This is a genomic window from Bacteroidota bacterium (assembly GCA_030706565.1).
GTDB lineage: Bacteria > Bacteroidota > Bacteroidia > Bacteroidales > JAUZOH01 > JAUZOH01.
The window spans coordinates 1-6935 of sequence record JAUZOH010000199.1 but is presented as its reverse complement, the minus strand read 5'-3'; the positions used below and the strand labels follow the sequence as shown (position 1 = coordinate 6935).

Sequence of the window (6935 nt, the reverse complement as noted above, 5' to 3'; positions counted from 1 at the left end):
GAATTTAAACCTGGAATCTAAAATTCAAACTTACCTCAAGAAACATAAGGTCCAGCAAATCATCAGGTTTTAGACTGACGGAATTTATTGGCGCTGATATATATCATTGAAAAAAAAAGTTGTCGGGAAAGCAGTAAAAATATGTCAATCACTTACCTCGGATACCAAGGAAGATAAAGATAGTTTGATAGGGTTTGAAGTTTTTTGATTTCTCGCTAAGGCACCAAGACGCTAAAATACATTAACCACAGGGATGTTAATCGGAGAAAACCTCTGTGGCTCTCTGTGTAATGATTAAATACGATAACACAGAGATACACCGAGTAGACATAGAGTTACACATAGTTCACGAAGAGATATTTTATAATTTTTCTGTGCTCATAGTGCCTCCGGGGTTGCATTTGCTTGAAACACATTCCGGAATTTTACAACTTTTATCTAAAAACCAATCTATATTACAATCAGATTGTACGATAATCCAGCCATTCAGAGTTCCTTCTGACCAAAACACCTTTTAACCTTGAGCTTGTATAAAAAATTGTTAATTTTGCAACGATTAAATAGAGTAGATAATGTATAGTGAGATGATTACTCCACGCTTTGGAGATGTTGACGGACTTGGGCATATCAACAACACAGTGATGCCCTTATGGTTTGAGCAGGCACGTAACCCGATTTTCAGAATTTTCAATCCCGAATTCGATTTGAATCATTGGAATCTTATCATGGCCAGGATTGAAATTGACTTTCTAAAACAGTTATTCTTCAACCAGGATGTGGAAATAAAATCCTGGATATCGCATATCGGACATTCTTCATTTGAAGTAACCCAGGAAGCCTGGCAAAATGGCGAAGTTGGGGCCAGGGGAAAGGCAGTCTGTGTGTATTTTGATTTTGATAATCAGAAACCTACCAATATTCCTGAAAAATTCAGGAGTCAACTGATGAAACATTTCCGCCAAAATCAGAATGTACAGGTAAACTAACCTGTACATCAGTTTTTTGACAACTTTACGGATATCAAACTTAATAGCCGAAAGGATATTATTGCCCCTGAACTTTATGTTTTTCAAATTTACGCAAAGCAGAAAAAAGCCTGTCTTTATCTGCCTTTTTAAATAATGAGATATTGATGGGCGGATATTTTGCAAGCCCCTTAGGAGTAATCTGATAGACAATCACGTTCTCCCTTAAATTCATCATAGACTTTTTAACTTCAAATTTTATGAAATCTTTCTGGAAGATTTCGAAGGAAGTACGCTTATTCCTAAAAGGATTTAAGGGATAAAACCTGAAAATTATTTTTTGCCCGTTGTCCGAATAATAGACATAATGTAAATCGAGCAAAATAAACTCAACCGTAAAAAAGGCCACAATAATTCCGGCAAAAACAATAGTTACCACATTGCGACTGGTTATTCCGTACACCGATTCAATAAAATAAGAACTGCCATATAAAATGGCAACCAAAACGGCGAAAACTAACAGCAACAGGAACTGTACCAGTTTTATTTTTATTTCGGATTTACCGTTATCAATAATCATCTTTTTTTGCTTTAAAGATAGTTTTTTCTGGTGTCCCGCCCATTTAAGAGCAGAGAGAAAATTTTAGTTATGACAAAAGATTTTTCATTTTCTCTACCAGGGTGTCAATTTGAAATGGTTTGGCGATATAATCATTCATTCCGGCAGCCAGACAAATTTCCTTATCACCGGACAAAGCATTTGCAGTAATTGCAATAATAGGCGTATGAGTATTTGTGGTGACTTCAATTTCCCTGATCTTCCGGGTAGCCACCAACCCATCCATGACCGGCATTTGTATGTCCATTAGAATAATATCATACTTTGTATTGCCAAACTTGGTCAGCGCTTCCCGCCCATCATTGGCTATTTCAATATTTTTAACAAGGCTTCCTAAGCCCAGCACTACTATTTTCTGATTAATTAAATTATCTTCCACCAACAAGACATTTGAATCTTTCAGGTCTACCTTAGGGCTTTGGGCCCATAAAAATTCAGTACTTTCGCCGGTTTCAGCAGCCAAATGCGAGAGGTCTTTTTTAAATGGAATAACAAAAGAAAATATACTTTTTGTATCATCAGAATCCAGTTCCAGTTTGCTCTTATTAAATTCAATGATCTTACAGGCAATACCAATATCAAATTGCTCATTGATTTCGAAACTGTTTTTAATGTTAGCCAGATCGCCTTTAGTAATATAAATGGATTCCTGGGGAAACTGCATTAAATTAATGATATTGAATAAAACATTAAACCTCAAGGAGAGTTCCTCAGGCCCGTCGTGCGCAACCAAAACATCTATATTAATATTTACTTCTCCTGATTTTGCTTTTAAAATATTTTCAATCAGATTTAAAAATATTTGTTTAATCTTGACCGGATCGCCAATCAGGTTATAATTCAAATGAGCAGGAAGGCTAAGGTTTAATTTAAGCCTGCTTGTATTCTGACTCTCAAATAAGGAGATAATGCTTTGCATGGTAGAAGCCAGGCTGAAGCTGATATTTACTTGTTTTTCAAGGCCCATATCTGCATTCGAAACCTTGGCCATATTATCCAACACACTGACCAGATTGATCACTGAAGCCTGAATGGTATCCAATAATTCTTTCTGCTTGTTGTTCAACGAGGATTCTGAAAGGATCTTGTTAACAACCATAATGTTATTTAACGGCGTTCTGATCTGATGGGATAAACCGGCAAGAAATTGATCCCGTAAATAATTTTCACGATGGAATTCTTCAGTCTTTTTACTAAGCCTGGATTGGAGATTATTTAATTTCTGGCTTTCAATGACTGCAAAAATAGATACAACAACATAAGCGATACCATAACCTGAAATCAGTCCGGGTGTAAAAGGTTTCAATCCCGAAAAATAAAAAACCACGAAAGCGAGTACAAATAAAACCGATGAGAAGATGGTACCTTTTTTGATTCCCCAAAGGAATATGTAAAAGGCTGGCAGAATAAGCGCCCAGGTATATCCCAGACCAGGCAAAACTATTAAAAGAAAAATCGTGGCAGCACTGTTAAAAAGGGTTGTGACTAAAATTAGCTTATCAATTTTCATTGTCCTCCAGGAAAGGAAAAATGAACAGAAAGCCAAAAAAGAAACAGCGAAACAAATAATGGCCATTCCGGATTGCAGGGATGAAATTTTTATAAATCCGGCGAAAAGCATTAAAAAAGCGAAAAGAAGATTAGTTGTCGAATCGGTTATTTTCCGGTAACCCAACCTCAGATAATCGCTTTTAAGCTTTTCATTAAAAAGAGTATAAATATTCTTCAGCGTTGACATTGCTATAATAACTTGCCTGATTTTAGAAAAAATAAATTATAACCCTTATCCACCGTGATTAAAGTTATAAATATTTAATGTAAAGTAAAAACCTTTTTCCCTTATTAAAAAGCAAGTACAACAAATATTATTCAATCAGATCAACTTTTCTCAGGGCAAAAAGTTTAAACGGTTAAATGTCAAACACATTTGTTTGTGCATTTTTATGTATAAATATGCAAATTGTTTTCCGGTTTGAAGGTAAAAATAGAAGTACGAATTCAAGCAGGAATAGACAAAACTTATTAACTTTGTTTATTCAAAGCGGTAATTAGTCTAAAGCTTAATTTTAATTTCATGAGAAAAATTATCTTTTTTCTTGTTCTTGCAATTTCGACAAGTTTCGTTTATGGACAGACAGATACAACCAAGACAAAATGGGTAAAATATAGTCCTGATTTCAAATTTGAAGATGGTCTCTATCTGAACTTCTCACAGGTCAAGCAAAACGACCCCTTACCTGTAGCAAGAGTCATCACCAGCCTAGATTCAAACAGTCCGGATTTTTTTGAAGGACTGCTCAGGGATAAATCTGTTTATTACTACGACGATTTCGGAGTACGCCAGGAAATCAAAACGGATAAAATCTGGGGGTATTCACAAAACGGAGCTCTGTTTATCTTGTTTGGCCAGGGTTTTAACCGGGTCACCGTTATCGGAAGCATCTGCCATTTCCTGGCAACCGTCACCAATTACAACAGGGCTTATCCTTATGACCCTTTTTATAATAATTATTACAATTATTACTACTATGGGATGATGCCCCAAAATTATGCCACTTCTGAAATGCGCCAGTACTTGATCGATTTCAAAACCGGAAAGGTATTGGACTATGATGAAAAAAGCGTGGAAACCTTATTAATGAGCGATCCCGAATTGCATGATGAATATGCCCAACTGAGAACCAGGAAAAGAGACCAGCTGAAATTTATGTACATCCGGAAATTTAACGAAAGAAATCCCTTGATGTTACCACAGAAACATTAACATTAAACCGTAAATATTAATGCTGAAATGCAACGTGCCTGTTCATTTACCGTAAACAGAGAGCAAATAAATACGCAGTTTTCAGTTTATCTTAATTCTAACATTATTTCTCGGATGAAAAAAATTTTTATTTTACTGGCAATGATCTGCGTTGAGCACATTGCCACGGCTCAGGATTATGTCCCCACGGGTCAGGACATGAATAAATTTATGTCTACAAAAACATTGGTCGTGCTCGAAAACAACCCCATGTGCGATTTTAACCTGAACATCAAGGATATCATGAAGAAGGAATGGAAAATTACTCCTTTCGACTTTATCACCAATCAGGAATTTGAAAAGAAAAAAATGGACCCTCATTATTCCTTTTTGATGATGACCCTGGTAAATTTCACGGGAGATAAGACAGAAGCCACCTACAGATTTTTACACCTGCTTATGGGAGGAAATTACCGTACCCTTAAGGAGATGCCCGATATTTGTGCCATTCCTCTTGCCTACGAAGGAGTGGATCAGGAAAACTATATTTACAAACTGAGCGTGTTAGTCCGTTTCATGCAAGATCATGTCAAACGGTTGCAGACAAACCCAAAACTTTTGACTACCAATATTTTTAAATATTATAATGAAAATATGGGTGATATCAAGACCAAAACGCTCTACCTGGTTGCCGACGAAATGTCGAAAGAAGTCAATACCGAAGCCCGCATAAAAAGGATATACCCGTATAAATTTAAAATTGTAACCCGCGAAGAAATTGAAGATGCCATTAATAACCGGGATGATGATGTGGTTTTCCTGCACAAAGTGGGGCCCGAAAAAACCAGGTTTAGGGCAAGATGTTATAAAATCATCATGAGCGCTGCTGATGCCAAATGTTATTACTTCGACTATCACATGGTTAACGACAATCATCCGGATAGTTTTCTGGAAAGCGATTTTAAAAAATTGGCTAAAAAATAAAATTATATAATTCAGGAACTATTATGTTTGTGAAATGTTTTCATCGTTGGATGACTTTTAAATTAACGGCATAAAATCCGTATAATTTTGATTAATTAAATATTGATGTATGAAAAAGACTTGTTTGTTAATTTTGATGACTTTGATGGTAACCCTGGGAATGGCGCAAAACAAATCTCCTTTCCCTACCAGGAAACAAATATCGGTTCTGCTGAAATCAAAGACTTATGTAGTATTGGATAATCCCACCAGCGGATTCAGTGTGGCTCTGAAAAAAGCCGTTCAGGAAGACTGGAAACTGACTCCTTATGAATTCATTTCAGATCAGGATTTTCAGAAACTTCGTTATGACTCCAATTCATCTTTCCTGGTTTTCACCAAAACAAAGTTTGAAAAGGATGAAGAAGGAGTTTATTATAATTTCATCAACCTTTTATTGGGCGATACGACCAAGGATATTACCCTGATGCCGGAATTTGCTTCTGTCCCTGTTTCTTATGTTTTCACCTCCGATGGCGATTATTTGTATAAATTCCCTGTAATCATCCGTTTTATTCAGGATCACGTAAAATTGATCGATCTGAGCCCGAATAATTCCAGGATGAAATTCCTACGGTATTACAATAAAAACATCAAACAGATTAAAAGCAAAACACTTTTGCTGACTCAGGGCGATATTGCCAAAGGAATTGATCCGGCAAGTATTGCAACCCTTTATAAACATCCTGTAAAAATCGTATCCCACAAAGAAATCGAACAGGCAATCAACCAGAAATCCCCGGACATGCTGTTTTTGCATAAGGTTGGTCCAAGTGACGAAGATGTGAAAACCGGCAGGTCGTATGTTCTTATTTTTGGCACCGACGATTCAAAGCTGTATTATTTCAACTATCACGATATAAGCGCCAAAGAACCCGATGGCTTCACCAAAGACGACTTTGAACGCATCCGATAATTAAATAAATATGGCCGACGACAAAAAGATCATTTTTTCGATGGTAGGTGTGGGAAAAACTTTTCCTCCCCAAAAAAAGGTATTGAACAACATCTACCTCTCTTTTTTCTATGGGGCGAAAATAGGCATTATTGGCTTAAACGGCTCTGGCAAATCGACCCTGCTAAAGATTATTGCAGGGGTTGAACAATCGTACGAAGGCAAAGTGGTATTTGCCCCGGGCTACTCCATCGGGCTGCTTGAACAGGAGCCTCACCTCGACGACAACAAGACTGTCAAAGAAGTGGTTCAGGAAGGTGTACAGGAAGTTATTGATTTGCTGAAGGAATATGAAGAAGTAAATCAGCGGTTTGCCGAAGAGATGTCCGATGATGAGATGAACAAGCTCCTGGACCTTCAGGGACAGCTTACCGAAAAAATCAACCATGTCAACGGCTGGGAGCTTGACATCAAGCTGGAAAGGGCGATGGATGCCCTTCGTTGCCCCGAAGGCGATGCCCTGGTGAAGAACCTTTCGGGCGGAGAGCGCCGCAGGGTAGCACTCTGCCGGCTGCTGCTCCGCGAACCGGATATTTTGCTCCTGGATGAGCCCACCAACCATCTTGATGCCGAGTCGGTCGAATGGCTGGAGGAACACCTCAGGCAATATAAGGGAACTGTGATTGCCGT

At 37.6% G+C, this 6935-nt stretch carries 7 protein-coding genes; 5 read left to right on the top strand and 2 right to left on the bottom strand.

What is annotated here, in order from left to right; all coding sequences use genetic code 11:
• Positions 1–572: 572 nt before the first annotated feature.
• Positions 573–986, top strand: a complete 414-nt coding sequence (locus Q8907_10625) for a thioesterase family protein (protein ID MDP4274722.1) — start codon at positions 573–575, stop codon at positions 984–986.
• A gap of 58 nt (positions 987–1044) precedes the next feature.
• On the opposite strand, the gene Q8907_10620 is transcribed toward Q8907_10625, so the two are convergent.
• Together Q8907_10620 and Q8907_10615 are read right to left on the bottom strand one after the other, a co-directional pair.
• A complete protein-coding gene (locus Q8907_10620; protein ID MDP4274721.1) occupies positions 1045–1545 on the bottom strand; it encodes a hypothetical protein in 501 nt (166 codons plus the stop codon).
• A 67-nt stretch (positions 1546–1612) separates the two neighbouring features.
• Positions 1613–3322: a response regulator gene (locus tag Q8907_10615; GenBank protein MDP4274720.1), complete on the bottom strand. Its 1710-nt coding sequence runs from the start codon at positions 3320–3322 to the stop codon at positions 1613–1615.
• A gap of 336 nt (positions 3323–3658) precedes the next feature.
• On the opposite strand from Q8907_10615, the gene Q8907_10610 reads away from it, so the two are divergent.
• The 4 genes from Q8907_10610 to Q8907_10595 all read left to right on the top strand — a co-directional run.
• Positions 3659–4348, top strand: a complete 690-nt coding sequence (locus tag Q8907_10610) for a hypothetical protein (GenBank protein MDP4274719.1) — start codon at positions 3659–3661, stop codon at positions 4346–4348.
• Positions 4349–4462: 114 nt separating this feature from the next.
• Positions 4463–5311: a hypothetical protein gene (locus Q8907_10605; GenBank protein MDP4274718.1), complete on the top strand. Its 849-nt coding sequence runs from the start codon at positions 4463–4465 to the stop codon at positions 5309–5311.
• A 109-nt stretch (positions 5312–5420) separates the two neighbouring features.
• A complete protein-coding gene (locus tag Q8907_10600; GenBank protein MDP4274717.1) occupies positions 5421–6266 on the top strand; it encodes a hypothetical protein in 846 nt (281 codons plus the stop codon).
• A 10-nt stretch (positions 6267–6276) separates the two neighbouring features.
• Positions 6277–6935 (top strand): ATP-binding cassette domain-containing protein (locus tag Q8907_10595; GenBank protein ID MDP4274716.1); only part of this gene is annotated, 659 nt, incomplete at its 3' end.